Origin of the sequence: Microbispora sp. H10830, assembly GCF_014161375.1 — a bacterium.
In the GTDB taxonomy this organism is placed as follows: Bacteria; Actinomycetota; Actinomycetes; order Streptosporangiales; family Streptosporangiaceae; genus Microbispora; species Microbispora catharanthi.
This window is the reverse complement of the sequence record NZ_JABBWX010000020.1, coordinates 30,619-56,831: the sequence shown is the minus strand read 5'-3', so window position 1 is coordinate 56,831 and position 26,213 is coordinate 30,619. Positions and strand designations below refer to the sequence as shown.

Sequence of the window (26,213 nt, the reverse complement as noted above, 5' to 3'; positions counted from 1 at the left end):
TCCACCGCTACCGGGCTAGATCAGCCTTTATCGGACTTGCGGTGATGGTGCTCGTGCCTGGTGGCGCCGCCCAGCGGCCACAACCGGTCCACCTCCGCGTTCAGCGTCGCCCCGATGAGCACGGCGAGCGCGGTGATGTAGAGCCACAGCAGCACGGCGATCGGCGCCGCAAGCGAACCGTAGATCGACAGCGGGGTGAACCAGGCCGCCAGCACCTCGCGCAGGAACGCGGCGCACACGATCCAGATCACCAGCGCCAGCACGGCCCCCGGGGTCTCGCGCCACCAGCGCGTCCGGTGCGGCACGCTCACGTGGTAGAGCAGCGTGAGCATCAGCACCGAGCCGATCACGACCACGGGCCAGTAGAGAACGGTCACGAGCGCGGCGTACCTGGGCAGGGCGGTGGACATCAGGGTGGGCCCGATGACCAGGACCGGCATGACGACCAGCCCGATCAGCAGCGCGGCGAGATACAGGACGAACGACAGGACCCGGGTGCGGATGATCCCCCGGGTCTCCCCCAGGCCGTACGCGATGGATATCAGGTCCACATAGACGAACAGGGCCCGCGAGCCCGACCACAGCGACAGCAGGAAGCCGACGGAGATCAGTGAGACCTGACCGCCGCTCAGCACGTCGGCGAGCAGCGGCTTGACGACCCGCTGGACGGTGTTGTCGGTGAAAAGCAGCTCGGACTGGTCCACGACCCAGCGCCTGATCTCGGCGATGGCGGCCGGGCCGAGCAGCCCGCTCAGGTGGCCCATGACGCCGAGCAGCCCGAGCACGAACGGCGGCAGCGACAGCAGCGCGAAGAACGCCGCCTCGCCCGCGAGGCCGGTCACCCGGTAATTGACGCCCGCCATCGTGGTCGCCTTCACCAGGGCCCAGATGTTCCTGTCGCGCAGCCAGCTGAGACGCGCCCGGGCGAGCGCCATGCCCTTGCGCGTGATGTGCCGCGGCCTGCGCGACGGCGCGTCCGTGGAGGTCATGGCACCCAACCGGTCATGAGATATGGGCTCTACCCGCTGCCGCGGCGGTTAGTACGTGACCTGCGGGCGGATTGTCGCCGCCAAGAATAGGGGCCTGCGCCCCCTGCTCGCGAGAACCGTGTTCCCCACTTCACCTTTGGGGCGGTCATATCCGCCGGTCGTGCCTTCGGAGCGCCTCTCCGGTTCGCTCGGTTCGCAGCATGGCGTTCACAATGGAGACATGATCTGCCGAGCGTGCAGGGAGCACCGGCACGAGGAGTGCCGCGGCGGGTCCTGGTGCGACTGCCAGCATCAGGAGCCGTCCGAGAGTCAGCACGAGGCCGAGCCGCCGGAGAACTGGGTCCGCAAGGGCTGACGCGCGTCACATTGCCGTCACAATCCCGCATCCTGGACACGAACTTGGACATCGGGGATCTCAGAGGTATCGTTTGGGACATGCCAGCGGACCCGTTGCTCGTCGTGCGACGCCACGTCGATCTCCTGCGTGTCCGTAGCGCGATCTGTATCGACGCCGGCTGACCGTCGCCCTCCGCTGATCCATCCCGGGCGCTCGGCCAGGCGTCGTTTTCGTATGCCCTCACACTCGACGGCGAGGTGAGAGGCCGCCTGCGCCGGTGTCCGCCGAAACCCGATCTCAGACCGAGCCTCGGAGAAGGACGTGTGCCCATGAGCACCCCGGCCCGCCCGGCGAACCGCCACCACAAGCGCCCGCGCGGCGAAGGTCAGTGGGCTCTCGGTTACCGTGAGCCGCTGAACAAGAACGAGGAGAACAAGAAGGCCGATGACGGGCTGAACGTCCGCCAGCGGATCATCGACATCTACTCCAAGCGCGGCTTCGACTCCATCGACCCCGCCGACCTGCGCGGCCGCTTCCGCTGGTACGGCCTGTACACGCAGCGCAAGCCGGGCATCGACGGCGGCAAGACGGCCGTCCTTGAGCCCGAGGAGCTCGACGACCGCTACTTCATGATCCGCATCCGGACCGACGGCGGCCAGCTCAGCCTCGAGCAGCTCCGGGTGATCGCCGACGTCTCCAACGACTACGCCAGGGGCACCGCCGACGTCACCGACCGGCAGAACATCCAGCTCCACTGGGTGGAGATCGAGTCGGTGCCGGACATGTGGACGCGGCTGGAGGCCGTGGGCCTGTCCACCACCGAGGCGTGCGGTGACACGCCGCGCGGCATGCTCGGTTGCCCTCTGGCCGGGATCGACGCCGACGAGGTGATCGACGGACGGCCGCAGCTCCAGGAGATCCGCGAGCGGTACATCGGCGACCCGGCGTTCTCGAACCTGCCGCGCAAGTTCAAGACCGCGATCAGCGGCTGCGCCGCCCACTGCACGGTCCACGAGATCAACGACATCGCGTTCGTCGGCGTGGTGAACGAGCAGGGCGAGGCCGGCTTCGACCTGTGGGTGGGCGGCGGCCTGTCGACCAACCCGATGTTCGCCAAGCGGCTCGGCGTGTTCGTCCGGCCCGAGCAGGCCCACGAGGTGTGGGCCGGGGTCACCGGCATCTTCCGCGACTACGGCTACCGGCGGCTGCGCGGCAGGGCGCGGCTGAAGTTCCTGGTCAGCGACTGGGGCGCGGAGAAGTTCCGCGACGTGCTGCAGACCGAGTACCTCAAGTACGAGCTGCCCGACGGCCCGGCCCCCGCGGCGCCGCGGGGGGACCGGCGCGACCATGTCGGCGTCCACCTCCAGCGGGACGGCAACTACTACGTGGGCTTCGCGCCCCGCGTGGGCCGTCTCAGCGGCGACCTGCTGCACCGGATCGCCGACATCGCCGAGCGCCACGGGTCCACCCGGGTGGCGACCACGATCGAGCAGAAGATGGTCATCCTCGACGTCGCCCCCGACCAGGTGGAGTCGATCGTGGCCGAGCTGGAGGCGGCCGACCTGCGGGTCAACCCGTCCACCTTCCGCCGCCAGACGATGGCCTGCACCGGCATCGAGTACTGCAAGCTCGCGATCGTCGAGACCAAGAACGCCGCGTCGGAGCTGATCGACGAGCTGGAGCGGCGCCTGCCCGACTTCAACGAGCCGCTGACGATCAACCTCAACGGCTGCCCGAACTCCTGCGCCCGCATCCAGACGGCGGACATCGGGCTGAAGGGCCAGCTCGTCGTCAACGACAAGGGTGAGCAGGTCGGGGGCTACCAGGTCCACCTGGGCGGCTCGTTCGGGCTGAACCCGAGCTTCGGCCGGAAGGTCCGCGGCCTCAAGACCACGGCCGAGGACCTGCCCGACTACGTCGAGCGGGTCGTGCGCAACTACGAGAAGCAGAAGAACGACGGCGAGACCTTCGCCGAATGGGTCCAGCGCGCCGACGAGGCCGACCTCAAGTGACCACCGAGAGGGCCGCGCCGTTCTACTGCCCGTACTGCGGCGAGGAGGACCTGGAGCCCTACGTGACCGAGGAGGAGAGCCACGGATGGTACTGCAGGTCCTGCGCCCGTGCCTTCCGGGTGAAATTCCTCGGCCTCGGCGTGCGTTCGTGATCCCGAGGGCTTTCATCCAATCATCCGATGAACCAATGAACGACGTGTGAGGAGTAGCGATGTCGGTGGCGGAGATAGAGGCAGGGCTGGAGCGGCAGCGTGTGACGCTGGACCTCCAGGGCATCGTGGAGTCCGCGGCGCGCTTCCTTGAGGACGCGCCCGCCCGGGAGATCATCCGGTGGGCCGCGGCCACCTTCGGCGACCGCCTCTGTCTCACCTCGTCGATGAGCGACGCCCTGCTGATCGACCTGGTCAGCAGGGTCAAGCCCGGCGTCGACGTGCTGTTCATCGACACCGGCTACCACTTCGCCGAGACCATCGGCACGCGGGACGCGGTCGAGGCGGTCTACCAGGTCAACGTGATCAACGTGAAGCCGTCCAGGACGGTCGAGGAGCAGGACCGCGACCTGGGGCCGCGCCTGTACGGGCGCAACCCCGACCTGTGCTGCTTCCTGCGCAAGGTCGAGCCGCTCAACCGGGCGCTGGAGCCCTACCTCGCCTGGGTGTCGGGCATCCGCCGCGACGAGTCGCCCACCAGGGCGAACACCAAGGTCGTGGAGTGGGACGCCAAGCGGCAGATGGTGAAGGTCAACCCCATCGCCCGGTGGACGCAGGAGGACGTGGACAACTACATCGCCGACAACGGCGTTCTGATCAACCCGCTGCACTACGACGACTACCCCTCGATCGGCTGCGCCCCCTGCACCCGCAGGGTGGCTCCGGGCGAGGACCCGCGCAGTGGCCGCTGGGCCGGCCTCGGCAAGATCGAGTGCGGCATCCATCTGTGACGACCGTCCCGCACGCAGGCGCGCCGCTGATCGCGGTGGCGCACGGGTCCCGCGACCCGCGCGCCACCGCGACCGTGGAGGCGCTGCTCGACGGCGTACGGCGGGCGCGGCCCGGCCTGGACGTCCGCGCCGCCTATCTCGACCACGCCCCGCCGTCGCTGCCGCAGGCGCTGTCGGGGCTGGACGAGGCCGTCGTGCTCCCCCTGCTGCTCACCGCCGCCTACCACAGCCGGGTGGACATCCCGGCGGCGCTGCGGGAGGCGGCCGGCCGCACGCCACGGCTGCGGGCCGTCTGCGGCCCCACGCTCGGCCCGCACCCGCTGCTCGTCCGGGCCCTCGAACGCCGCCTCGCCGAGGCCGGTGTGGAGATCGGCGACCCGGACACCGCCGTGGTGCTCGTCTCGGCCGGCTCCAGCGACCGCCGGGCCAACGCCACGATCGCCGCCGTCGCCCGCGAATGGGCGCGCACCCGGCCCTGGGGGTCGGTGACCGCCGCCTACGCCTCGGCCGCCGCGCCCACGCCCCGGGACGAGGTCGTACGGCTGACGCGCGCGGGCGCCCCGAAGGTCGTGGTGGCGCCCTATCTGCTGGCCCCTGGCTACTTCGCCGACGTGGTGGAGCGCGACACCCTGGAGGCCGGGGCGCACGCCGTGGCGGGCGTTCTCGGCCCCGCCCCCGAACTGGTCGCGCTCCTGCTCGAACGCCACGCCCAGGCCGTACGCGAGGCCCGCGAAGCGGCTTAGCGGTCGCGTCCGTGAACCCTTCGGGGGTTAACGTGGCGACGTCGAGTGCGGCAGGCTGATGCTCGCAGTGGTCGAGCCGCATCACTCGGTGGCGGTCGTCCGCCGGGCGGTCCTGAGTGTCGTGAAGGCGGCCAGGCCGCCCAGCGCCGAGAGCACACTGAGGATCATCAGCGACAGACCGTACCCGGCCGCGAGCGCCTCGGACCTGTCCACTGGGACCGGGCGGGCGAGCAAAGCCCCGGTGTGCGCGGCCGCCACGGACAGGAACACGGCGACGCCGAGGGCGACGCCGAGCTGGTAGGCGGTCTGCCGCAGGGCGGCGGCCATGCCCTGTTCGTCCGGCGCGACACCGGACGAGACCGCGACGGTGGTGGCGACCGCGGCGCCGGTGAAGGACGCGCCGACCACGACGAGCCAGGGGAGCAGGAACAGATAGCCTCCCCCACCGGGGAACGTGCTCAGGAAGGCGATCGCCACTGCGGACAACAGCGACGTCCCGGTGAGCACGGCTCGCACTCCCAGGCGAGTGATCAGCGGTCCTGCCACCTTCACGCCTATGAGCAGGCCGGCGAGGCCGGTGGGGACGAAGGCGAACCCCGCCTGCAGCGGGCTGTAGTGGCGCGTCTGCTGGAGAAACAGGGTGCACAACAGGACGACGGCGCCGTTGAGCGCGCCGGTGACCATGGTCGCGACACCGGTGCCGGCGAACCACCGGGACCGCAGCATCGACAACCGGATCAGCGGATCACGGCGCCGGGTCTCGACGACGACGAACACACCGAGCAGGACGAGCGCCGCCACCACCGCGGCCGGGACGCCCACCGACGTCCAGCCGTGCTCGGACCCGTACGCGGGCGCCCAGACCGCCAGGGCGACGGCGGCGGTGACGAGGACCGCCCCGGTGACGTCCGGCACCCGGCGCTCGCCCTTCGGCGTGGTCGCGGCGATCACCCGCGCCGCCAGCACCGCGGCCAGCGCGGCGACCGGTACGTTGATGATGAAGATGCTGCGCCACCCGACCGTGTCGGCCAGCACGCCGCCGAGGATCTGCCCCGAGACGAACCCCAGGGAGGTGGCCGCGCCGAAGATCCCCAGCGCGCGGTTGCGTTCGGCGCCCTCGGTGAACGTGGTGGTCAGCAGGGCCAGCGCGGACGGGGCGAGGACCGCCGCGCTGAGGCCCTGCGCGACGCGGGCGGCGACGAGCACCACGGGCGCGTTCGCCAGCCCGCAGGCCAGCGAGGTCAGCGCGAACGCGAGCAGGCCGGCGACGAACATCCGGCGGTATCCGAGCAGATCGGCCAGCCGGCCGCCGAGGACGAGCACGCCCCCGAAGGCCGTCGCGTAGGCGGTGATCACTCCCTCGACGCCGACCGGGGAGAACCGGAGCGCGTGCTGGATGGTCGGGAGGGCGACGTTGACGATGGACGAGTCCAGGATGACCATGAATTGGGCCGTCACCATCAGCGCCAGAACGAGCCCCTGGCGCCTCGGCCTGCCGCCGTCGCCGCGGCTTGGGCCCGCGGCTTGGGGCCGGTGTCGCGTCGGTAGATTCTCGGGCATCTTCACCTTCGTGCCTCGTCCTCGCCGGGCACCTCGCCCCCTGTGGACCCCGTGCCGTAGGGACCCCGCTCGCCACTGACCCTCGCCGTTGGCGTATCGCGGGGATACTTCATGCTGCTGCCCAAGATCGTGTGGATCAACAGCGATCCGCGCGATGATCGATCAGTCTGGCTTATCGAAGGAAGGCCCCCGACATGGAACTCAGGGAGATCGAGACGTTCCTGGTCCTCGCCGACGAACTGCACTTCGGCCGTACGGCGCGACGGCTGAACCTCTCGCAGTCCAGGGTGAGCCAGCTCATTCGCGCCCTCGAGCGCCGGATCGGCGCCTCGCTGTTCGACCGGACGAGCCGCATAGTGACGCTGACCCCGATCGGCGCCCGGCTGCGCGACGGGCTCGGCCCTACGTACGCCCAGCTCAACGCCATCGTCGAGGACGCCCGCCGGGAGGCGGAGCGGCGCACCCGGTCGCTGCGCATCGGCTGCGCCGGGGCGGCCGGGGGCGACTGGCTCACCGACGCCATCGAGTCCTTCCGGGCCGGGCGTCCCGGGTGCCGGGTGGTGCTGGCGGAAAACCCGCTGGTCGACCCGTACGGTCCGCTTCTGCGGGGCGAGGCCGACCTGCTGGTCGCCCGGCTGCCGGTCGAGCAGCGGCCGGAGCTGACCGTTGGCCCGACCATCGCCCGGGAGGAGAGGCTGCTCGCGGTGCCCGCCGGTCATCCACTGGCCGAACGGGGCTCAGCGAGTGTGGAGGACCTGGCCGACCTGGGTGTGTTCGCGCTCAGATCGTCGCCAGAAGGTCTGTCCTGCCCGTTCGTCCCGCTCTACACACCGGGTGGCAGGCTGATCCCGCGCCGCGGCGCGTTCTCCAGTTACTCCGAGATGCTCGAACTGGTCGCGCGACGCGAGGGCGTGCATCCACTGGCCGTCTCGCTGCTGAAGTTCCACCGGCACCCCGACGTCGTCTTCGTGCCGATTCCCGACCTGCCCCCGGTCGAGGTCGCGCTGGTCTGGCCCACCGACGACCGGAACGCGGATGTACGGGCATTCACGGCCATCGTGAACGGAGCCCGCGCCGCCTGAGGACGAGAGCGGCAGTCCAGGGACAGGAAGATCATCATCGGCATGCCTGATGTGGACGGCAGTAGGCGACAGCAAGGACCTGGCCTCCCCACGGGCGGACATGATGGGGTTATGGATCACAGGCGAATGGAGTCGTACTTCGACGGGCGAGCCGCCGGTTACGGGCATCTGAGTTGGCACGCCGGCTACGCCGAGCGGCTGGTGGAGCTCGCGGGCCTGACGCCCGGCATGCGCGTGCTGGACGCCGCCACCGGCACGGGGCTGGCGGCGCTGGCCGCGGCACGGGCGGTCGGTCCCTCCGGTCAGGTGGTCGGCGTGGACATCTCGGCCGGGATGCTGCAGCAGGCCGACCGGCTGCTCACCGCGTCCGGTCTGACCAACGTGAGCTATGTGAAGGCGGACGCCACCGCTCTCGACGGGTTCGACGACGAGGCGTTCGACGTGGTCCTGTGCTGTGCGGGGATGCTCTATCTGCCGGCCTCGACGGCGTTCGCCGCCTGGCATCGGGTGCTGAAGCCGGGCGGGCTTCTCTGCTTCTCCGCGATGCGGGCCGGCTTCCCCCGCGCGGCTCGCGTTTTCCGCGAATGCGCCAGGGGCTTCGGCCTCGCCCTCACCGATCCGATGGCTGAGGTGGGCGCGGAGGAGAGCAGTCGCGCGGCGGTGACCAAGGCGGGCTTCGTCTACGAACGGGCCGTGCCGGATGTGATCGCGCTCCCGCCCAGAAGCGCGGCGGACCTGTGGCGGGGCCATGTGGTGAACCCGAACTACTTCGAAGTCGCGTCGCTCTCCTCGGAGGAAACGGCCGCCTTCGAGGCGCGCTACCTTGCTCGGGTCGCCGAGTTGCTGAACGAGCCGGACGCCTTCGATCTGCCGGTCATGTACGTCTACGCCCGTAAGCCCAGTCAGGCGGGCCGCCGGGAACCGCGGCAGCCGGCCTAGGGTCGCCGAGCCCGGGCGGAGCGGCCGCCGACCAGCCACGCCTCGGGGTTGAGCAGCAACCGAACGGCCGGTCACAGGATTTACGGACGCGACCACTCAGTCCACGGGCAGCGGGAAGCCGGTGGGCCGGTCGCAGGCCGAGGACAGGATCTCCTGCCCGTTCGGCTTGCGGATCACGATGTCCCTGTCACAGTTGATCGGCGTCGGCGCCGAGCGCAGCAGCCACGCCTCCCGGATCGTCACTTTGGCGCCGGTGCGGTACTCGCCGGTCTCCGCGATGACACGCTCGGCCTCCTGCTCGCCGAGCGCGGGAATCGGCGCGCCCGACTCGCCGTCCGCCGCCACCCTCTGGACCGGCACCAGCGCCACGGCCACCTCGTTGCGTCCCGCGAGATCCCTGCCGGACTCGTCGATCCACGAGATCGGGTGGTCGACATGGTCGCTCTGGACGCCGCAGACGCCCTGGGCCTCCAGCCGGCCGTTCAGCCAGACGAACCCGTACGACGGCTCACGGCAGTCGACCCGCACGTTCACCGACTCGCTGATGCCCCTGTAGGGGAACCGCAGGACGCGTCCGCCCGTCTCGGTCTCCTTTGCGAGGAACACCCGTTGCCCCGCGAGGTACGACACCCCCGGAGTCAGCGAAGGGCCGGGCATGGCGGCGGCGGCCGGGCGGTCGTCGGGTGCGATCGTGACCGTACGCGGCGCCGTCGCCACCGTCACCACGGCGGCCAGGCCGGCGGCCTTCGGCGGCAGGCAGGTGAGGGCCTGCCGTACGGCGTCGCGGGAGCCGAGCAGGTCGGCGGAGTCGCCGACGGCCGGTTCCGGCAGCACGTCGGTCGGCCGCTCGCCCCGCCAGCGCCTGCGCCACCAGGAGGCGTGGGTGTTGGCCAGGATGCGGTAGACGTACGGGTCGGGGTTCTCGCCGACCCTGCGCCAGGCGAGCCACGCCTTGGCCAGCGCCGTCTGGAGAGGTCCTCGGCGGTGGCCCAGTCGCGGCAGAGCAGGTAAGCCGTCCGCAGCAGTCGGTCCGAGCGCTGCTGCACGTAGCGCTCGAAGTCGGCCCGGTCGCGCATGTGCGGCCCCCAGGTTCTCGGTGATCCCTTGGTGAACGGTCACCGATGACTACTCCCTGGGAGCGTCCCGCCGTTGCCTCGTACGGCCATCCGGCCGGCGGCGGATCAGTGCAACACGGATCAGTGCAGGCCGTGGTGGCGGCGGTCGGGGATCTCGTATCCCCCTTGGCCCGGGCGCTGACGGCGCTCCTGCCACCATTCGCTCCATGCGAACCAGCCGCGCTTGATCGGCTCGGCCCGGGAGTCGCCGATGATCTTCACGTCGCCCATCAGCACGTACGCCGTGACCTTGACGACGGGAGCGAACTGGCCGCGGGGCGCCTCGACCACCTGGACCTTCTTGTCCCCCATGATCGTGAGGCCGGAGAGTTCGACGTCGACGCCGTCCGGCACGATGATCTTCACGTCGCCCATCACGCAGGTGGCGACGATGTCCACCTCACGCCCGCGCACCTCGGCCTGGCGCAGGTCGAGGACCACGTCGCCCATCACGCAGACCGCGCCGATGCCGTCGTCGATCCGCCAGGTGCCGGTCCTCTTGGCGTCGCCCATCACCGCCACGATCCACTTGCGCATCCTGCCCTGCGGGGTGGCCGGTACGGCAGGCGCGGGAGCGGGAGCGGGAGCCCCGCCCGGCAGGTCGGCGGTGATCTGCGCGAGCTCGCCGTGGGTCTGCGCCAGATAGGCGGCCTCGGTCCGCTCGGTCAGCTCCGCGAGGGTCAGCCGCCCCTCCGCGGACGCCACGCGCAGCCGTTCCACCACGGACTCGCGTTCGGCGTCGGACGCCCGCATGCCACCCGGATCGTTCACGCCCTTCACCGTATCCCGCCCGGACCCGGTCTCCCTCCTCCCTGGGAACGATCCTGCGAGCGATCCGCGGAGACGATCCCTGCGGACGAGGCCCGGAAGGGACTGTGTGAGCATGGAATCGTGACCCGCAGCAGGTTGCTGGAGGCGATAGCGGGAGGGGACGTCGCGCGGGTGGCGGCGATGCTGCACCCGGACACCGCCGTGAACCCCGCTCAGGGGACGACGCCGCTCTATCGGGCGGCCGTCGGCGGTCACCACGACATCGTCAGGCTGCTCCTGGAGTACGGCGCCGACCCGGACCAGCCGAGCGGGGGGCACGAGGAGGGCCTTCCGCTCTGCGCGGCGGCGTGCTGGGACCATGCCGAGACCGTGCAGGCGCTGCTCGACGGCGGCGCCGACCCCGACGCGGCTGAGGAGGGCGGCTGGACGGCCCTGCTGTGGGCCGCGGCCAACGGCAACCTGGAGTCGGCCGACATCCTGCTCGACGCCGGGGCCGATCCCGGCCGGGCCGACGACGACGGCGACACCCCGCTGACGCTGGCCGCGATCTTCGGGGCGTACGGGATCGTCTGGTCACTGCTGGAGCACGGCGCCGACCCGTCCGCGCCGGGCTGGGACGGCGCGACCCCGCTGGAGATCGCCGCCCGGCTGGCGGCGGTGGATCTCGAAGCCGTGTTGCGCGAGGAGGTCTCCGCGAGAGTGGAGGGCGACTACACGGTGCTGGTGGCCCACGCCTCCGCTCCGGACGGCACCCGGCGGGTCACGGTCGAGGCGCGCGGCGCCGACGGCGGCTACGCGATCACGCGCCAGCACGGGCACGCCGCCGTCGCGACGGTCCTGGAGGCGGCTCTCGGCCTGCGGCCGCGCGCGGACGTGCTGCTCGGTCGCGCGCTGCCCTACCGCGACCTGGACGAGGACGACGAGACGTGGTGGGCGGCCGTCCACGCGCTCCAGTCCCGCCACGACGAGGAGACGTTCCTGACGCTGGCCCGGCTGTGCGAGAGCGACGACCCGATGGAGCGGGAGTTCGGCGTCGACGTGCTCGCCGAATTCGGTCAGGAGTCAGGCTTCGGCAAGCAGACGGGGCTCGGTGAGCCGGGGCACGACCCCTACCGGGACCGCACTCTGGAGATCCTGCGCGACCTGGCCCGGCAGGAGACCGAGCCCGCGGTCGTCGAGGCGCTGCTCCACGCGTTCGGCCACCAGGCCGACGAACGGGCGCTCCCCGAGGTGCTGGAGATCGTCAACAGCCCGGGCCGGGAGCCCACGGTCCACGACCCCATCGCGCTCGCCGCGGTCCTGCCTCCGGACGACGAGGACGGGCTGACCACGCTGATCCGGCTGAGCCGGTGCGCCGACGACGAGGTGCGCGACTGGGCCACGATGGGCATCGCGGGGCTGCCCGCCGACACCGCCTCCATCAGGGACGCCCTGGTCACCCGGCTGACCGACCGCGATCTGACGACGGTGGCCGAGGCCGCCCGGGGCCTGGCCGGGCGTGGGGACCGGCGCGCGATCGAGGGCGTCCACCGGGTGCTGTGCGAGGCGGGCGCCGACCAGGACTACGCCCGCGACCTCGCGCTGGAGGCGGCCCAGGAGCTCGGCCTGGAGATTTCGGGGGCCTGACCGTTTGGCGCCCGGTGTTTGTCCCGGCCCTTCGAGATGTTGAGATGGAGTCCCGGCATGTTGGACGTCCTGGTATGGACGATTCCCGGCATCGACCACAGGAGGACCCAGTGACCCACGACGTGACCAACCAGGTGCCCCCGCTGACCGGCCACGACGTCTCGGCCGACCCGGCGCTGCTGGCGGGGCTCGCCAGGGAGGGGGCGGACTGGGCGGCCGGGGAACTGCGCCAGCTCGGCCTGCTGGCCGGTTCTGCGAAGGCGCAGGAGTGGGGGCGGCTGGCCAACGAGCACCCGCCCGTGCTGCGCACCCACGACCGGTACGGCAACAGGATCGACGAGGTCGAGTTCCACCCGGCCTGGCACGAGCTCATGACGGTGGCGGTCGAGAGCGGCGCGCACGCCGCGCCCTGGACGTCGGCCCGGCCGGGTGCGCACGTCGCCAGGGCCGCCAAGTTCTTCACCTGGTCGCAGGTCGAGGCCGGGCACGGCTGCCCGATCTCCATGACGTACGCCGCCGTGGCCGCGCTGCGGCACTCGCCGTCGCTGCGGGCGGAGTGGGAACCGCTGCTGGCCTCCCGCACGTACGACTTCGGGCTGCGCCCGCCGCGGGACAAGCGCGGCGTGCTGGCCGGGATGGCCATGACCGAGAAGCAGGGCGGCTCCGACGTGCGGGCCAACAGCACCAGGGCCGATCCGCTGGGCGACGGGACCTTCGCGCTGACCGGCCACAAGTGGTTCAACTCCGCCCCGATGTGCGATGTGTTCCTGGTGCTCGCCCAGGCTCCGGGCGGGCTGTCGTGCTTCCTGCTCCCCCGCGTGCTGCCCGACGGCACCCGCAACGCGATGCGCCTGATGCGGCTGAAGGACAAGCTCGGCAACCGGTCGAACGCCTCGGCCGAGGTCGAGTACGAGGGCGCCGTGGCCTACCTGGTCGGCGAGGAGGGCCGGGGCGTCCGGACGATCATCGAGATGGTGAACATGACCAGGCTCGACTGCGTGATCGGCTCGGCCGCCGGCATGCGGTACGGCCTGACGCAGGCGCTCCACCACACCCGCCACCGCAGGGCGTTCGGCCGGACACTCGCCGAGCAGCCGCTGATGCGCTCGGTGCTCGCCGACCTGGCGCTGGAGTCGGAGGCGGCGACCACGCTCATGACGCGCCTGGCCGGGGCGACCGACCGGGCAATCGGGGGCGACGCGGCCGAGGGCCTGTTCCGCCGGGCCGCCCTCGCCGCCGGCAAATACTGGGTGTGCAAGCGGGCGCCGGTCCACGCGGCCGAGGCGCTGGAGTGCCTCGGCGGCAACGGGTACGTCGAGGAGTCGCAGATGCCCCGGCTGTTCCGGGAGTCGCCGCTGAACGGCATCTGGGAGGGCTCGGGCAACGTGGCCGCCCTCGACATGATGCGCGTGATGGCCAGGGAGCCGGAGGCGGTCGAGGCGTTCTTCGCCGAGGTGGCGCTGGCCCAGGACAGGAGGGTCGCCGACGCGGCCGAACGGGTGCTGAAGAGGCTCGCCTCGGCGGGAGAGGCCGACGCGCGCCGGGTGGCCGAGGAGATGACGCTGGTCCTGCAGGCGTCCCTGCTCGTGCGGTACGCCCCCGCCGCGGTGGCCGACGCGTTCTGCGCGTCACGCCTGTCCGGCGACTGGGGGCGCGCCTTCGGCACGCTGCCCTCCGGCCTCGACCTGGAGGCGATCCTTGAGCGCGCGGCGCCGGCGTGAGCCGACCGGCCATGCCGGTGAGCCCATCGCGTCGGCGGCGGCGTTAAGGTCGCTGCTGACGGATTAAGACTCGCTAGTGAAGGGAAGTCGCCATGGCGACCACTCGTACCGCGACGACGCAGTGGAAGGGCGCGCTGCTCGACGGTTCGGGCACCGTTTCGCTCGACTCCTCCGGGGTCGGCACCTTCGACGTCTCCTGGCCCTCGCGGGCGGAGGAGGCCAACGGCAAGACGAGCCCGGAGGAGCTGATCGCCGCCGCCCACTCCTCGTGCTTCTCGATGGCCCTGTCCAACGGCCTGGCCAAGGCCGGCACGCCGCCGCAGTCGCTGGAGACCCGGGCGGATGTGACCTTCCAGCCGGGTGAGGGCATCACCGGCATCGTGATCTCCGTCCGCGGGCAGGTGCCCGGCATCTCGGCCGAGGACTTCCAGCAGGCCGCCGAGACGGCCAAGGCGAACTGCCCGGTGAGCAAGGCGCTCGCCGGCACGACGATCACCCTGAACGCCGAACTCGTCGGCTGAGCACCAGCGGGAGCCCCCGCCGGACCCGATCCGGCGGGGGCTCCCGCGTTCCCGGGCGAGAGCAGGGGTCGTCTCGGGTGACACGATTCGCCCCGGCAGTGGAGAATGAGGTTACATGCGCGAGGTTTGGCCTGGAGAGCCCTACCCGCTCGGCGCCACCTGGGATGGTGTGGGCACCAACTTCTCGGTGTTCTCGGAGGCGGCCGAGCGGGTCGAGCTGTGCCTGTACGACGACAGAGGCGAAGAGACCCGCGTCGACCTGCCCGAGGTCGACGGGTTCGTCTGGCACGGCTACGTGCCGGGGATCATGCCCGGCCAGCGGTACGGCTTCCGCGTGCACGGTCCCTACCGGCCCGACCACGGGCACCGGTGCAATCCGTCCAAGCTGCTGCTCGACCCGTACGCCAAGGCGATCGAGGGCTCGGTGCGGTGGAACGAGTCGCTGTTCTCCTACCACTTCGCCGACCCGGCGCGGCTCAACACCGTGGACTCCGCGCCGTACATGCCGAAGAACGTGGTCGTGAACCCCTTCTTCGAGTGGGGCAACGACCGGCCGCCCCGCACGCCTTATCACGAGACGGTGATCTACGAGGCGCACGTGCGCGGCCTGACCATGCGCCATCCCGCCGTCCCCGAGCGGCAGCGGGGCACCTACGCGGGGCTCTCGCACCCGGCGGTGCTCGACCACCTCCAGTCGATCGGCGTGACGGCGGTCGAGCTCATGCCCGTCCACCAGTTCGTGCCGGAGCACTTCCTGGTCGCCCGAGGGCTGACCAACTACTGGGGCTACAACACGATCGCCTACATGGCGCCGCACAACACGTACGCCAGCTCAGGGCAGCGCGGCGAGCAGGTCCAGGAGTTCAAGGCGATGGTGCGCGCCCTGCACGAGGCGGGCATCGAGGTGATCCTCGACGTCGTCTACAACCACACCGCCGAGGGCGACCACATGGGCCCCACGCTGGGCTTCCGGGGCATCGACAACGTCGCCTACTACCGCCTGCGCGAGGAGGACCGCCGCTACTACCTCGACTACACCGGGTGCGGCAACTCGCTGAACGTCCGCTCGCCCCACGCGCTTCAGCTGATCATGGACTCGCTGCGCTACTGGGTGCTCGACATGCACGTGGACGGCTTCCGCTTCGACCTCGCCGCCGCGCTGGCCCGGGAGCTGCACGACGTCGACCGGCTGAGCGCGTTCTTCGACCTCATCCAGCAGGACCCGGTGATCTCGCAGGTCAAGCTGATCGCCGAACCGTGGGACGTCGGCCCCGGCGGTTACCAGGTCGGGAACTTCCCGCCGTTGTGGACCGAATGGAACGGAAAGTACCGCGACTCCGTGCGGGACTTCTGGCGCGGGGCCTCCCAGGCGCTGCCCGAGTTCGCCTCGCGGCTGGCCGGGTCGAGCGACCTGTACGCCAGCAGCGGCCGCCGCCCGGTCGCCTCGATCAACTTCGTGACCGCCCACGACGGGTTCACCCTCACCGATCTCGTGTCGTACGACCACAAGCACAACGAGGCCAACGGCGAGGGCAACCGCGACGGCACGGACGACAACCGCTCCTGGAACTGCGGCGCCGAGGGCCCGGTGGAGGATCCCGGCATCGTACGGCTGCGCCGCCGGCAGCGGCGCAACCTCCTCACCACGCTGTTCGTGTCCCAGGGCGTGCCGATGCTGCTGGCGGGCGACGAGTTCGGCCGCACCCAGCACGGCAACAACAACGCCTACTGCCAGGACAACGACACCTCCTGGATCGACTGGTCGCTGATCCGGCAGGAGGGCGACCTGCTCGACTTCGTCCGCCGCCTGGCCGCGTTACGGCGGGCGCATCCCGTCTTCCGGCGGCGCCGGTTCTTCCAGGGCCGCACGGTCGGTGACGGCAGCAGGGACGTCATCTGGCTCACGCCGTCCGGCACGGAGATGACCGACGGCGACTGGCACACGGGCTACGCGAAGTCGCTGGCGGTGTACGTCAACGGCGACGCGATCAGCGAGCCCGGCCCGCGCGGCGAGCGGATCAGCGACGAGACGTTCCTGCTGCTGATCAACGCGCACCACGAGAACCTGACCTTCGCCCTCCCCGGCCCGGAGTTGGGGGCCGCCTGGCGTCCCGTCCTCGACACCGCCGACGAGGACGTCCGCGACGACCCGTACGCCGAGGAGACCCTGCCCGCCGGGGCCAAGGTCTGCCTCGCCGACCGGTCCATGCGGGTCCTGGTCTGCGCCGGCGGCTGAGCCGTCCCCGCCGCCGCCCCGGGCCCGCCGCGAGGCCGGGAGGCCGGGTCGCGGACGGGCACGACCCCGGGGGCCTGCGTGCCGTACGGGTCGGTGTCGTGAACTCGGCACTTACCCCCATAGGGGACATTCCTGCACACTTCGTTACTCTCGGGCGGGTGACCACGACACCAGTGCAGGCCGGCCTGCCGCCGAAGCCCCGGGCGGCGGTCGTGCGGGACGCCCTCGGGGTCGGCACGGCCGTCGGCCTGTCGGGCTTCGCGTTCGGCGTCACCTCGGCGGGTGCGGGGATGACCGTCGTCCAGACCTGCGTGCTGTCGCTGTTCGTGTTCACCGGGGCGTCCCAGTTCGCGCTGGTGGGCGCGCTCGGCACCGGCGGGAACCCGCTTGCCGCCGCGGCCGGGGCGCTGCTGCTCGGCGTCCGGAACGCCTTCTACGGGCTGCGGCTGTCGCAGTTGCTCGGGCTCCCCAAATCGGTCCGCCCGCTCGCCGCGCAGTGGGTGATCGACGAGACCTCCGCCGTGGCCCTGGCCCAGCCCGACCGGCGCCTCGCCCGCCTCGGGTTCACGGTCACCGGGGTCAGCCTGTACGCCGGATGGAACATCACCACGTTCCTGGGCGCGCTGGGCGCCTCCGCGCTCGGCGATCCGGCGGCCTGGGGGCTCGACGCCGCCGGCCCGGCCGTCTTCCTCGCCCTGCTCCTCCCCATGCTCCGGGCCCGTTCCTCCTCCGCGCCTGCCACCGCTCCCCCTGCCGCTCCTGCGACTTCTCCGGCACCGGCCGATGACGCGGCCCGCCCGCAGGCGGCGCCGCCCGGCACACCGCCGGCCCGGGCCCCGCTCGTCCGGACGCTCATCCGGACGCTCATCCGGCGCGAGGAGGCGGCGGTGGCGGTGCTGGCCGTCGTGCTCGCCCTCGCCTGCGTGCCGTTCGTGCCCGCGGGCGTGCCGGTGCTGGTGGCCGTGCTCGCCGCGCCCGCGGTGCTGGCCGCGTCACGGCTCCTCGCGCGCCGCTCGCCCCGAGGAGTACGCCGATGATCTGGGTCGCGATCGTCGTCACGGCGGCCGGATGCTACGCCGTGAAGCTGCTCGGCCTTTCGGTGCCGGCGGCGGTGCTGGAGCGGCCGCTCGTCCGCAAGCTGGCCGCCCTGGTGCCGATCGCGGCGCTGGCCGCGCTGATCGCCCTGCAGACCTTCGCCGACGGCCGCACGCTCGTCGTCGACGCCAGGGCCGCCGGGCTCGCCGCGGCGGCCGTCGCGTTGCTGCTGCGCGCGCCGTTCCTGGTGATCGTCGCGGCCGCCGTCGTCGTCACCGCCGCCGTCCGCGCGCTGGCCGGCTGACGGCCAGGCCGACTGATCGGCCCGGCCGGTCAGCGGGCGAGGATCTTGTCGAGGTCGTAGCTCACCGGACGTTCGAGCTGTTCGTAGGTGCAGGACGCCGGGGTGCGGTCCGGGCGCCAGCGGCGGAACTGGGCGGTGTGACGGAACCGGTCGCCCTCCATGTGGTCGTAGGCCACCTCGACCACCTGCTCCGGCCGCAGCGGGATGAACGACAGATCCTTCTTGGCGTTCCACCGCGACACGGCGCCGGGCAGGCGCTGGCCCTCGGCGCCGCCCGCCGCGACCTCGGCCCAGTGTCCCCACGGATGCTCGCTCAGGTCCTCCACCCGGTAGGGCGCGAGCTCCTCGACGAGTTCCTCACGCCGCTTCATCGGGAACGATGCGGCGACGCCCACGTGGTGCAGGCGGCCGTCCGGCGAGTAGAGCCCGAGCAGCAGAGAGCCGACGACCGGCCCCGACTTGTGCTCGCGGTAGCCCGCCACCACGCAGTCGGCCGTCCGCTCGTGCTTGACCTTGAACATCACCCGCTTGTCCGGCGTGTACGGCTGGTCGCCCGGCTTGACGACGATGCCGTCCAGACCGGCGCCCTCGAACGCGTCGAACCACTCGGCGGCCCTGCTCTCGTCCTGGGTGACCGGCGTGAGCCGTACGGACCGGCCCGCGCCCGCCAGCACCTCCTCCAGCCGGGCCCTCCGCTCCGAGAACGGCGCCTCCATGAGGTCCTCCGTCCCGGTGGCGAGCAGGTCGAAGGCGACGAAGGACGCGGGCGTGTTCTCGGCCAGCAGCCGCACCCGGGACTGCGCGGGATGGATGCGCTGCTGCAACGCGTCGAAGTCGAGCGCCTGTCCCCTGATCAGCACGATCTCGCCGTCCACGACGCACTTGGGCGGCAGCTCCCGCCTGACGGCCTCGACCAGCTCGGGGAAGTAGCGCGTGAAGGGCCGCTCGTTCCTGCTGCCCAGGAAGACCTCGTCGCCGTCGCGGAAGACGATGCAGCGGAAGCCGTCCCACTTCGGCTCGTAGTAGAGCGTGCCGTCCTGCTTCGGCAGCCCCTTGACGGCCTTGGCGAGCATCGGCGCGACCGGCGGCACGACCGGCAGGTCGAGGTCGGGGATCTGCGGCTCAACCGGAAGCTTCATCCTGCGCCTCCCTGATGTATCGGCAGAAGAGGAAGCCGTCCTCTTCGAGCACCCCGGCGAGGGTCAGCGGCGTGCGCGATGCGACGCCGTCCAGTATGCGCGCCGCGTCGCCGCCGGCCAGCAGCGGGCTCACGGTCAGCGCCAGCTCGTCGACGAGGCCGGCGGCGGCCAGCTGCGCGTTCACCCGGGGGCCGCCCTCGCACAGGACGCGGCCGAGGCCCCGGTCGCGCAGCTCGCTCACGGCCGTCGCGAGATCGACCCGCTCGTCGCCCGCGACGATCAGGTCGGCCCTCGCGGCCGCCTCCTCGCGGCGGTCCTTCGGCGCCGACTCCGTCGTGATCACGATCGTCCTGGCGTACGGCTCCGCCTCGGTGAACAGCGAGCTGCCGAGGTCGAGGTCGAGGCGGCGGGTGACGACGGCGATGGGCGGCGCCGGGGGCCTGCCCTCCCGCAGGGCCCGCCACGACTCGCGCGGGCGGGCCGGGCGGTATCCCTCGGTGCGGACGGTGGCGGCCCCGGCCAGCACCACGTCGGCCAGGCCGCGCAGCAGTCCGAAGATCCGCTTGTCGGCCGGGCCGGACAGGCCCTCCGAGTGGCCCTCGACCCAGGCCGCGCCGTCGGCGCTGGCCACCATGTTGAGGCGCAACCAGTGGTCACGCGGATAGGCGTAGGCGGCGGGGATGTCCGGCTCGTCCTCGGCGTAGGGGTGGATGCGGCGCACGCTTCCTACAGTGGCACACCGCACCGACAACACCGCCGCGACGCCCCCGTGCCGCCCCCGTGCCGCCCCCACGACGCCTTCTCCGCCGCGACGCCGCCCGCCTCGCCCGCCGCCGCGGCCCCACCAGCGCACCGTTCCCTGCCGCCACCGTTCCGTCTGCCGCCGCCCTTCTCTGCCGCCACCCTCTTCTGCCGCCACGGCCACGGCCGGTCCCTCTCATGGCCGACACGGCGCAAAATCCAGCACCCCGGCGGCTTCGCCGTTCTAATCTTTCGGCCGATCGGAACAGGCCACGGAATCCGGTGATATTCGGGGGGCGGATATATGCGCGGGCCGAGCAGGCGGGAGCTGCTGGCATCGGCGGTGTTGGGCACGGCGGCGATCGCGTTCGGGGTGCGCGGGACGGCGGCGCACGCGGACCCGGCCCGGCCACCGGCCCGCAGGCGGGTCGGCGACATGACCAAGGAGCAGTGGGAGGCGTTCGTCCGGGCGGTGCGCGCGCTGAAGGCGCGGGGAACCTACGACGCGCTGGTCAAGACCTACGCGGACGACTTCGCGGCCACCCATGCCAACGGCTTCTTCCTGCCGTGGCAGCGCAGATATCTCCTGCACTTCGAGCGGGAGCTCCAGCGCATCGATCCGGCCGTGTGCGTGCCCTACTGGGACTGGCCCCGCGACGGCCGGGCGCCGGAGCGCTCGGCGGTGTTGTCGAAGGCGTATTTCGGGGGAAACGGGAGCGCGAAGCACGATCAGGCCGTGCTCGACGGCGCGTTCGCCGGGTGGACCGCCAAAGTCCCGCGGGTTCATCCGCTCCGGCGTTCGTACGCCGACGGCGGGAAGATTCCCCCATGGGCCTCGCCCGATCTCATCGCGAACATGCTGAAAAATCCGGACTTCCAGGTGTTCAACATGCAGCTGGAAATCCACATCGGCGCGGTGCAGATGGGCATAGGAGGGGACCTGGCCCAGTCCGCCGCCCCGAACGACCCCCTGTACTGGGTCGTCGCCTGCTTCGGCGACCTGCTGTGGCACATGTGGCGCTCACGTCATCCCGAGGCTCCTGTCCGGTCGGCGTACGGGGACGTCACCGAGGAGAGCCGCCTGCCCCGATACGGCGACCCGGTCGCGAACGTCCTTGACGTCGAGAAGCTGGGCTACCGCTACGACGGCGTGTGGCCGCGTACGCGCTGACGCCGGGTACACCCCCCGGAATGCGCCTCACCGCGCGTACGGACCTGCCCGCATGGGAACGGCAGATCAGAGGGCGCCATGGCGGTGCAGCCGGATCAGCGGGCGTTCGACGGCGCCGAGAGCCCGATCGAGCGGAAGCGGGTCGTGTACATCCATCGAGGCCGTGGCGGCCCCACCCGCACGGGATACCGGACGGGCTTGTGTGACGGGGGACAGGACACATGTGCCGCTGGCTGGCCTACTGTGGGGCGCCGATCGCTTTGGAGAAACTGCTCTACGAGCCGGAGCACTCACTGATCGACCAGAGTCTCCACGCCAGGTACGGCAAGGAGACGGTGAACGGCGACGGGTTCGGCGTCGGCTACTACGGCGGTGACGGCGACGTGCCGCCCGCGGTGTTCAAGGACACCAAGCCCGCGTGGGGCGACCGCAACCTCCGCGAACTCGCCCGCCATGTGCGGTCGCCGCTGTTCATGGCGCACGTGCGCGCGTCTTCTGGAACGGCGATACAACAGACGAACTGCCATCCGTTCAGACACGGCTCATGGCTGTGGATGCACAACGGCGCGATCTCCGGGTTCGGCCGCGTCAAACGGGACCTCGTCATGGCCATCGCCCCGGATCTGTTCCCGGCGATCGAGGGGTCCACGGACTCGGAGGTCATGTTCTTCCTGGCGCTCACGTTCGGGCTGCCCGAGGACCCGCCGGGGGCGGTGGAGCGGATGGCCGGCCTCGTGGAGCGGACAGGGCGGAGACACGACGTGGAGCACCCGCTCCAGATGTCGCTGGCCACATCGAACGGCGAGCGGCTGTGGTCCTTCCGCTACTCCAGCGACCATCGTTCGCGGTCGCTCTTCCACAGCGGGAGCACCCAGGCTCTCCGGCATCTGCATCCGGAGGTCTTCGAGTCCGTGGAGCTCTCCGACGACGCTCGGGTCGTCGTGTCAGAACCCCTGCGCGATCTGCCCGGCCTGTGGCTGAAGGTTCCGGAGTCGACGTACACAGTGGTCGAACCCGGCGTCTTCGAGATGCATCCCTTCAGCCCGGCGGCACCTGGATGACAGAGGCGACGGAGAGGAGAGAACGGTGACCTCACAGGAAGGCAGGCAAGCCAGGCATCGGCCGGTATGGGTGAATCCGTTCATCGGGGCGGCCAACCCCGCCTCCGGAATCACGGCGGTTCCCTCCCGGCGGCGGCTGCCCGGGGGGCCCACGGCACCCGCCACCGTGTCCCGGCTCATCCGCGACGAGCTGATGCTGGACGGGAACCCTCGGCTCAACCTCGCCACGTTCGTGAGCACCTGGATGGAGCCGGAGGCGCACGCGCTCATGGGCGACATCGCCGACAGGAACCTCGTCGACAGGGACGAGTATCCCGCGACGGCCGAGCTGGAGCAGCGCTGCATCCCGATGCTCCGGCACCTGTGGAACGCCCCCGACCCGGACGCCTCGCTCGGGACCTCCACCGTCGGGTCCAGCGAGGCGTGCATGCTCGGCGGGATGGCGCTCAAACGCCGCTGGTCGCAGCGCAACGCCGACCGCTACGCCGCCGGGGCGCGGCCCAACCTGGTCATGGGCGTCAACATCCAGGTGTGCTGGAAGAAGTTCTGCAACTACTGGGAAGTGGAGCCCCGCCTGGTCCCCATGGAGGGCGACCGGTTCCATTTGGGCGCCGAAGAGGCGGCCGAGCGGTGCGACGAGAACACCATCGGCGTCGTCGCCGTCCTGGGCTCCACGATGGACGGAAGCTACGAGCCGGTCGCCGACATCTGCGCGGCACTCGACGTGCTCGAGGAACGCACGGGGTGGTCCGTGCCCGTGCACGTGGACGCCGCGTCGGGCGGAATGATCGCCCCCTTCCTCGAACCGGACCTGGTGTGGGATTTCCGCCTTCCGCGTGTGGCCTCCATCAACGTCTCGGGTCACAAGTACGGGATGGTCTACCCGGGGCTCGGGTGGGTCCTGTGGCGGGACCGGGACGCGCTCCCCGGAGACCTGGTGGAGCACGTGGACTATCTCGGCGGAGACGTGGCGACGTTCACGCTCAACTTCTCCCGGTCCGGATCGCAGGTCGTCGCGCAGTACTACAACTTCCTGCGGCTCGGCTACGAGGGCTTCCGCGAGGTGCAGGGAGCCCTCCGGCAGGTGGCGACCCACCTCGCCGGGCAGATCGAGGGCCTCGGCTGCTTCCGGCTCCTCACCCGCGGCGACGAGTTGCCGGTGTTCGCCTTCACCACCGCCGACGACGTCACCCGGTTCAACGTCTACGACGTCTCCCGGCGGCTGCGGGAGTGGGGCTGGCTGGTGCCGGCGTACGCCTTCCCGCCCAACCGGGAGGACCTGCGTGTGCTGAGGGTGGTGTGCCGCAACGGGTTCTCGCTCGATCTGGCCGACCGCCTGGTGGACGACCTACGCGGCCTGCTGCCCTGGCTGCACAGGCAGTCCGCGCCCATGTTCGGCCCGGACGACGCCACGAGCTTCCACCACTGACACCACGAGCTTCCACCACTGCCGCACCGCCCGCGCCAGGAGCGGCCCCGCTTCTCCCGAAATCGAGAGAGGCGGGGCCGCTCCGCGTTCCGATCGGTTTCCGGGATGCCCGGCGGCGTCTCCGGAGGCGCGTTCCTCGATGGACGCGGCCGCGCGTCAGGCCCTCGTGGTGGCGCGGGCCCTGCCGGTCGTCGGGGCGACGGTCTCCCTCTCCCGCTCCTGCCTCTCCTGCTGGCGAGCGGACCTGGAGAGGTCCTCCAGCTCGTGCGCGGTCTCCTCGAACTCCTGCGCGGCCTCCCGGCTCATCCTGCTCACGATCCTGCGGCCGCGGACGGCCATGTCCTCGTACACCTCGCCGGCCTTGGCGAGCGCGTACGGGCCGACGCCCGCGAGGGCGCAGAACGGCTTGGACATCGTGATCCTCTTGACCGGTGTCGTCACTTGGTCACTCTCCATACATATCGGTCTAGCGGCGGCTTCCAGCTGTTCCAGCCAGGGGAGAACGGCGCGGCGTCAGGAAGGCGGCGTGCCGAGGGCTTCCATCCCGGACCTGATGTTGTCGGCGGCCTGCGCCGGGCTGATGTCCGCAGCCCTGGAGGCCTTCCGCAGATCCGTCCAGGTGATGTGGTCGGGATTCCCGTGGTCGTCGTCAGGCTCGCCGCAGCCGCAGCTCAGGCACATCCGGATGTCTCCCCCCGCTCGGTCTTGTGCACAACGGCCCCGCCCTCCGCAGCGGTATGAGGGCGAGGCTCTTCGGGTGTTCCAGGTTCGTCCGTGCGCGGTCTTGCCCGGGGACGGGCGCCCGCTCCCCCGTCGGCGAGCGCTCGCCAGGACCATCCCCGCACCCGTCTCCAGGGACACCGGGCGGGAATGCAAGAGCCGATCAAGAGCAGAGACAGGCGGACAAAATCGTCACCCGGCCGGTCACGATCAGCTGGACGGCCTCGCCTTGCTGGGCTGGACGCGCCTCGGCTCGCCGGGCATCTTCGGGTAGTTCGGCGGATACGGCATGTCGCCCCGGTCGTCGGCGTCGTACCACTCCAGCAGCGTGCCGATGTCGTGGGCCCGGTCGTCGATCGCCCGCTGCACGTCGCCCAGCTTGGCGAACCGCTCCGGCATCGTCGTGATGTCGAAGTCGCGCGGGTCGCAGCCGGCCAGTTCCTCCCAGGTCACGGGAGCGGAGACCCGGGCGTCCGGCCGGGCGCGGACCGAGTAGGCGGCCACCACCGTGCGGTCGCGGGCGTTCTGGTTGTAGTCGATGAAGACCTTCTCCCCCCGCTCCTCCTTCCACCAGGCGCTCGTCGCGAGGTCCGAGCGCCGCTCGACCTCGCGGGCGAGAGCGATCGCGGCGTACCGCACCTCGGTGAAGGTCCAGCGGGGCTCGATGCGCACGTTCACGTGGATGCCGCGGCTGCCGGAGGTCTTGGGGAAGCCCGTCATGCCCAGCTCGTCGAGGATCTCCTTGACCGTGAAGGCCACCGTGCGGGCCTGCTCGAACGAGGTGCCGGGCTGCGGGTCGATGTCGATGCGCAGTTCGTCGGGGTGGTCGAGGTCGGCGCGGCGGGCGTGCCACGGGTGGAAGTCGATCGTGCCGAGGTTGGCGCACCAGGCGATGGCCGCCACCTCGGTCGGGCAGAACGCGTCGGCCGTGCGCCCGCTCGGGAAGCGCACGGTGACGGTCTCGATCCAGTCGGGATGCCGGGGCATCCGCTTCTGGTAGATCGCCTCGGTGCCGACGCCGTCGGGGTGCCGCTTGAGGTAGGTCGGCCGCTCCCGCAGAGCGCGCAGCACGCCGTCCCCCACGCTCACGTAGTACTCCACCAGGTCGCGCTTGGTGGCGCCGATCTCCGGGAAGTAGACCTTGTCAGGATTGGTGACCTTGACGGTGCGGCCACCCACCTCTATCTCGATGTACGGCGAAGCCATGGAGGTGACCCTACCCGGATGAGGGGGTCCGTCCCGGGCTGCCGACGGCGGCCGGACCGGGCGCTCCCACGGCCGCGCCCTCCCGGCGCAGGCTCGTGGTCGCGTACGGCGCGCTCGCGTTCGGACGGCGCCGCACGCGACGGGACGGACCACGGCGGCCGCCCGCGGGCGGCCTCCTCTCACCGTCCGGCGGCGTCCAGCACGGGTCGGGTGCTTCGCCGCCCTGACGGCGGTGCGGGTGACCGCCCCCGCGCGGGTGACGGCGATCAACCCCCTCGTCAGTGAAGACGCCGGAAGACCCGGGAAAGGATGCCTCGATCCGCGAACACGTGCGGGGAAGATCCCGGGCCTCCCTGGAGTTCCTCACTTCGTAACCCCCTCGAGGGGCCGCCGAAGGCAGGGTGGTGAGCATGGAGAAGGTCATCAGGAGCGACGCCGAGTGGCGCGCGCAGCTTTCCCCCGAGGAGTACCGGGTCCTCCGGCAGGCAGGGACCGAGCGCCCGTTCAGCGGCGAGTACGTCGACACCAAGACCGTCGGCGTCTACTCCTGCCGCGCCTGCGGGGCGGAGCTGTTCCGGTCGGAGGCCAAGTTCGAGTCGCACTGCGGCTGGCCGTCGTTCTACGAGCCGTCCGAGTCGGACACCGTGACCCTGCACGAGGACGACTCGCTCGGCATGCGCCGGGTGGAGGTCCGCTGCGCCCGCTGCGACTCGCACCTCGGGCACGTGTTCCACGGCGAGGGCTACGCCACGCCGACCGACGACCGGTACTGCATCAACTCCGTCTGCCTGACCCTGCGGCCGGGCCGGTGAAGC

25 protein-coding genes are annotated in these 26,213 nt (G+C 71.3%); 17 read left to right on the top strand and 8 right to left on the bottom strand.

Annotated elements, in window-relative coordinates:
* Nucleotides 1-20 precede the first annotated feature (20 nt).
* Nucleotides 21-989: a YihY/virulence factor BrkB family protein gene (locus tag HHX35_RS36445; protein WP_259405718.1), complete on the bottom strand. Its 969-nt coding sequence runs from the start codon at nucleotides 987-989 to the stop codon at nucleotides 21-23.
* Between the two features lie 220 nt (nucleotides 990-1,209).
* Here HHX35_RS36445 and HHX35_RS44095 point away from each other — a divergent pair, with 220 nt between their 5' ends.
* The 5 genes from HHX35_RS44095 (at nucleotide 1,210) to HHX35_RS36425 (ending at nucleotide 5,021) form a co-directional block, all read left to right on the top strand.
* On the top strand, nucleotides 1,210-1,344 hold the full coding sequence (locus HHX35_RS44095; protein WP_259405717.1) for a hypothetical protein: 135 nt from the start codon (nucleotides 1,210-1,212) through the stop codon (nucleotides 1,342-1,344).
* 311 nt (nucleotides 1,345-1,655) lie between these two features.
* The gene (locus tag HHX35_RS36440) at nucleotides 1,656-3,338 is read left to right on the top strand and encodes a nitrite/sulfite reductase (RefSeq protein ID WP_182903172.1); all 1,683 of its coding nucleotides are present in this window, start codon (nucleotides 1,656-1,658) and stop codon (nucleotides 3,336-3,338) included.
* On the top strand, nucleotides 3,302-3,490 hold the full coding sequence (locus HHX35_RS36435) for an Insertion element protein (RefSeq protein ID WP_139574713.1): 189 nt from the start codon (nucleotides 3,302-3,304) through the stop codon (nucleotides 3,488-3,490). Before HHX35_RS36440 ends, HHX35_RS36435 begins: the two co-directional genes overlap by 37 nt.
* Before the next feature lie 59 nt (nucleotides 3,491-3,549).
* Complete coding sequence (locus HHX35_RS36430; protein WP_182903171.1) at nucleotides 3,550-4,278, top strand: phosphoadenylyl-sulfate reductase; 729 nt, start codon at nucleotides 3,550-3,552, stop codon at nucleotides 4,276-4,278.
* A complete protein-coding gene (locus tag HHX35_RS36425) occupies nucleotides 4,275-5,021 on the top strand; it encodes a sirohydrochlorin chelatase (protein ID WP_310739544.1) in 747 nt (248 codons plus the stop codon). Before HHX35_RS36430 ends, HHX35_RS36425 begins: the two co-directional genes overlap by 4 nt.
* An 81-nt stretch (nucleotides 5,022-5,102) precedes the next feature.
* Here the strand turns inward: HHX35_RS36425 and HHX35_RS36420 are convergent, their stop codons facing one another.
* The gene (locus tag HHX35_RS36420) at nucleotides 5,103-6,482 is read right to left on the bottom strand and encodes an MFS transporter (protein WP_182903170.1); all 1,380 of its coding nucleotides are present in this window, start codon (nucleotides 6,480-6,482) and stop codon (nucleotides 5,103-5,105) included.
* 293 nt (nucleotides 6,483-6,775) lie between these two features.
* Between HHX35_RS36420 and HHX35_RS36415 the strand changes: the two genes are divergently transcribed.
* Nucleotides 6,776-7,663 (top strand): LysR family transcriptional regulator, encoded by an 888-nt coding sequence (locus HHX35_RS36415; protein ID WP_182903169.1) that lies wholly within the window; start codon nucleotides 6,776-6,778, stop codon nucleotides 7,661-7,663.
* A 111-nt stretch (nucleotides 7,664-7,774) separates the two neighbouring features.
* On the top strand, nucleotides 7,775-8,602 hold the full coding sequence (locus tag HHX35_RS36410; protein WP_182903168.1) for a class I SAM-dependent methyltransferase: 828 nt from the start codon (nucleotides 7,775-7,777) through the stop codon (nucleotides 8,600-8,602).
* Nucleotides 8,603-8,698: 96 nt separating this feature from the next.
* Here HHX35_RS36410 and HHX35_RS44090 read toward each other — a convergent pair whose 3' ends face one another.
* Nucleotides 8,699-9,721: a hypothetical protein gene (locus HHX35_RS44090; protein ID WP_259405716.1), complete on the bottom strand. Its 1,023-nt coding sequence runs from the start codon at nucleotides 9,719-9,721 to the stop codon at nucleotides 8,699-8,701.
* Nucleotides 9,722-9,798: 77 nt separating this feature from the next.
* On the bottom strand, nucleotides 9,799-10,488 hold the full coding sequence (locus HHX35_RS36400; RefSeq protein ID WP_182903167.1) for a DUF1707 domain-containing protein: 690 nt from the start codon (nucleotides 10,486-10,488) through the stop codon (nucleotides 9,799-9,801).
* Between the two features lie 120 nt (nucleotides 10,489-10,608).
* On the opposite strand from HHX35_RS36400, the gene HHX35_RS36395 reads away from it, so the two are divergent.
* From HHX35_RS36395 to HHX35_RS36370, 6 genes are all read left to right on the top strand, one after another.
* On the top strand, nucleotides 10,609-12,114 hold the full coding sequence (locus HHX35_RS36395; RefSeq protein ID WP_310739543.1) for an ankyrin repeat domain-containing protein: 1,506 nt from the start codon (nucleotides 10,609-10,611) through the stop codon (nucleotides 12,112-12,114).
* Nucleotides 12,115-12,188: 74 nt separating this feature from the next.
* Complete coding sequence (locus tag HHX35_RS36390) at nucleotides 12,189-13,835, top strand: isovaleryl-CoA dehydrogenase (protein ID WP_182903166.1); 1,647 nt, start codon at nucleotides 12,189-12,191, stop codon at nucleotides 13,833-13,835.
* A gap of 92 nt (nucleotides 13,836-13,927) precedes the next feature.
* A complete protein-coding gene (locus HHX35_RS36385; RefSeq protein ID WP_079314144.1) occupies nucleotides 13,928-14,356 on the top strand; it encodes an OsmC family protein in 429 nt (142 codons plus the stop codon).
* A 115-nt stretch (nucleotides 14,357-14,471) separates the two neighbouring features.
* Complete coding sequence (gene glgX / locus HHX35_RS36380) at nucleotides 14,472-16,592, top strand: glycogen debranching protein GlgX (RefSeq protein ID WP_182903165.1); 2,121 nt, start codon at nucleotides 14,472-14,474, stop codon at nucleotides 16,590-16,592.
* A gap of 158 nt (nucleotides 16,593-16,750) precedes the next feature.
* A complete protein-coding gene (locus HHX35_RS36375; RefSeq protein ID WP_310739542.1) occupies nucleotides 16,751-17,629 on the top strand; it encodes an AzlC family ABC transporter permease in 879 nt (292 codons plus the stop codon).
* On the top strand, nucleotides 17,626-17,931 hold the full coding sequence (locus HHX35_RS36370; RefSeq protein ID WP_182903164.1) for an AzlD domain-containing protein: 306 nt from the start codon (nucleotides 17,626-17,628) through the stop codon (nucleotides 17,929-17,931). The genes HHX35_RS36375 and HHX35_RS36370 overlap by 4 nt, the downstream gene beginning before the upstream one ends.
* A gap of 29 nt (nucleotides 17,932-17,960) precedes the next feature.
* Here the strand turns inward: HHX35_RS36370 and HHX35_RS36365 are convergent, their stop codons facing one another.
* Both HHX35_RS36365 and HHX35_RS36360 read right to left on the bottom strand, forming a co-directional pair.
* Nucleotides 17,961-19,070, bottom strand: coding sequence for an ATP-dependent DNA ligase (locus HHX35_RS36365; protein WP_182903163.1), 1,110 nt, complete (start codon nucleotides 19,068-19,070; stop codon nucleotides 17,961-17,963).
* Complete coding sequence (locus HHX35_RS36360; protein WP_182903162.1) at nucleotides 19,054-19,791, bottom strand: pyrimidine reductase family protein; 738 nt, start codon at nucleotides 19,789-19,791, stop codon at nucleotides 19,054-19,056. The genes HHX35_RS36365 and HHX35_RS36360 overlap by 17 nt, the downstream gene beginning before the upstream one ends.
* Nucleotides 19,792-20,115: 324 nt before the next feature.
* Here HHX35_RS36360 and HHX35_RS36355 point away from each other — a divergent pair, with 324 nt between their 5' ends.
* From HHX35_RS36355 to HHX35_RS36345, 3 genes are all read left to right on the top strand, one after another.
* Nucleotides 20,116-20,982, top strand: a complete 867-nt coding sequence (locus tag HHX35_RS36355) for a tyrosinase family protein (RefSeq protein WP_182903161.1) — start codon at nucleotides 20,116-20,118, stop codon at nucleotides 20,980-20,982.
* Between the two features lie 221 nt (nucleotides 20,983-21,203).
* Complete coding sequence (locus tag HHX35_RS36350) at nucleotides 21,204-22,043, top strand: class II glutamine amidotransferase (RefSeq protein WP_182903160.1); 840 nt, start codon at nucleotides 21,204-21,206, stop codon at nucleotides 22,041-22,043.
* Nucleotides 22,044-22,068: 25 nt separating this feature from the next.
* Nucleotides 22,069-23,472 (top strand): glutamate decarboxylase, encoded by a 1,404-nt coding sequence (locus HHX35_RS36345; RefSeq protein ID WP_182903159.1) that lies wholly within the window; start codon nucleotides 22,069-22,071, stop codon nucleotides 23,470-23,472.
* A gap of 156 nt (nucleotides 23,473-23,628) precedes the next feature.
* Here HHX35_RS36345 and HHX35_RS36340 read toward each other — a convergent pair whose 3' ends face one another.
* Both HHX35_RS36340 and ligD read right to left on the bottom strand, forming a co-directional pair.
* The gene (locus tag HHX35_RS36340) at nucleotides 23,629-23,913 is read right to left on the bottom strand and encodes a hypothetical protein (protein WP_182903158.1); all 285 of its coding nucleotides are present in this window, start codon (nucleotides 23,911-23,913) and stop codon (nucleotides 23,629-23,631) included.
* 489 nt (nucleotides 23,914-24,402) lie between these two features.
* A complete protein-coding gene (ligD, locus tag HHX35_RS36335) occupies nucleotides 24,403-25,398 on the bottom strand; it encodes a non-homologous end-joining DNA ligase (RefSeq protein WP_182903157.1) in 996 nt (331 codons plus the stop codon).
* 410 nt (nucleotides 25,399-25,808) lie between these two features.
* Here ligD and msrB point away from each other — a divergent pair, with 410 nt between their 5' ends.
* Nucleotides 25,809-26,210: a peptide-methionine (R)-S-oxide reductase MsrB gene (gene msrB / locus HHX35_RS36330; RefSeq protein ID WP_182903156.1), complete on the top strand. Its 402-nt coding sequence runs from the start codon at nucleotides 25,809-25,811 to the stop codon at nucleotides 26,208-26,210.
* Nucleotides 26,211-26,213 lie beyond the last annotated feature (3 nt).

What these genes read in the sequence shown, in the direction of transcription:
- HHX35_RS36445 (WP_259405718.1), bottom strand. Translation starts at nt 989, where the DNA reads ATGACCTCCACGGACGCGCCGTCGCGCAGGCCGCGGCACATCACGCGC.
- HHX35_RS44095 (WP_259405717.1), top strand. Translation starts at nt 1,210, where the DNA reads ATGATCTGCCGAGCGTGCAGGGAGCACCGGCACGAGGAGTGCCGCGGC.
- HHX35_RS36440 (WP_182903172.1), top strand. Translation starts at nt 1,656, where the DNA reads ATGAGCACCCCGGCCCGCCCGGCGAACCGCCACCACAAGCGCCCGCGC.
- HHX35_RS36435 (WP_139574713.1), top strand. Translation starts at nt 3,302, where the DNA reads ATGGGTCCAGCGCGCCGACGAGGCCGACCTCAAGTGACCACCGAGAGG.
- HHX35_RS36430 (WP_182903171.1), top strand. Translation starts at nt 3,550, where the DNA reads ATGTCGGTGGCGGAGATAGAGGCAGGGCTGGAGCGGCAGCGTGTGACG.
- HHX35_RS36420 (WP_182903170.1), bottom strand. Translation starts at nt 6,482, where the DNA reads ATGGTGACGGCCCAATTCATGGTCATCCTGGACTCGTCCATCGTCAAC.
- HHX35_RS36415 (WP_182903169.1), top strand. Translation starts at nt 6,776, where the DNA reads ATGGAACTCAGGGAGATCGAGACGTTCCTGGTCCTCGCCGACGAACTG.
- HHX35_RS36410 (WP_182903168.1), top strand. Translation starts at nt 7,775, where the DNA reads ATGGATCACAGGCGAATGGAGTCGTACTTCGACGGGCGAGCCGCCGGT.
- HHX35_RS36390 (WP_182903166.1), top strand. Translation starts at nt 12,189, where the DNA reads ATGGACGATTCCCGGCATCGACCACAGGAGGACCCAGTGACCCACGAC.
- HHX35_RS36385 (WP_079314144.1), top strand. Translation starts at nt 13,928, where the DNA reads ATGGCGACCACTCGTACCGCGACGACGCAGTGGAAGGGCGCGCTGCTC.
- glgX (WP_182903165.1), top strand. Translation starts at nt 14,472, where the DNA reads ATGCGCGAGGTTTGGCCTGGAGAGCCCTACCCGCTCGGCGCCACCTGG.
- HHX35_RS36370 (WP_182903164.1), top strand. Translation starts at nt 17,626, where the DNA reads ATGATCTGGGTCGCGATCGTCGTCACGGCGGCCGGATGCTACGCCGTG.
- HHX35_RS36365 (WP_182903163.1), bottom strand. Translation starts at nt 19,070, where the DNA reads ATGAAGCTTCCGGTTGAGCCGCAGATCCCCGACCTCGACCTGCCGGTC.
- HHX35_RS36355 (WP_182903161.1), top strand. Translation starts at nt 20,116, where the DNA reads ATGCGCGGGCCGAGCAGGCGGGAGCTGCTGGCATCGGCGGTGTTGGGC.
- HHX35_RS36350 (WP_182903160.1), top strand. Translation starts at nt 21,204, where the DNA reads ATGTGCCGCTGGCTGGCCTACTGTGGGGCGCCGATCGCTTTGGAGAAA.
- ligD (WP_182903157.1), bottom strand. Translation starts at nt 25,398, where the DNA reads ATGGCTTCGCCGTACATCGAGATAGAGGTGGGTGGCCGCACCGTCAAG.
- msrB (WP_182903156.1), top strand. Translation starts at nt 25,809, where the DNA reads ATGGAGAAGGTCATCAGGAGCGACGCCGAGTGGCGCGCGCAGCTTTCC.